Source organism: Marinomonas transparens (assembly GCF_016463975.1).
Classification (GTDB): Bacteria; Pseudomonadota; Gammaproteobacteria; order Pseudomonadales; family Marinomonadaceae; genus Marinomonas; species Marinomonas transparens.
This window is the reverse complement of sequence record NZ_JAEMNX010000093.1, coordinates 1-332: the sequence shown is the minus strand read 5'-3', so window position 1 is coordinate 332 and position 332 is coordinate 1. Positions and strand designations below refer to the sequence as shown.

Sequence of the window (332 nt, the reverse complement as noted above, 5' to 3'; positions counted from 1 at the left end):
GTAATCCTTATGATGGCCATACGTTAAAAGATCAACTTCAACAAGTTGAAACCCTAACAGGAAAAAAATCGGAAACCTGTTTTGTTGACCGAGGGTATAAAGGATCGGGCGTGGAAGATATTAAGGTGTTGATTGCTGGTCAAAAGTGCGGCGTACCAAAGAAGGAGAAGCCATGGATGGGGAGACGAAACAGCGTAGAGCCTATCATAGGACATCTCAAATCCGATGGGAAACTCAGACGATGCTTTTTAAAAGGCGTACTAGGTGATGCGATTAACGTGACCTTAAGCACCTGTGGTCAGAACCTGCGTAAGCTGCTCAAGTGGCTTTAT

Annotated in this window: 1 pseudogene; it reads left to right on the top strand. The window is 44.6% G+C overall.

Features of this window, described 5'->3' with window-relative positions:
• Positions 1-332, top strand: a pseudogene (locus I8J31_RS20790) (IS5/IS1182 family transposase); the annotation flags it as partial.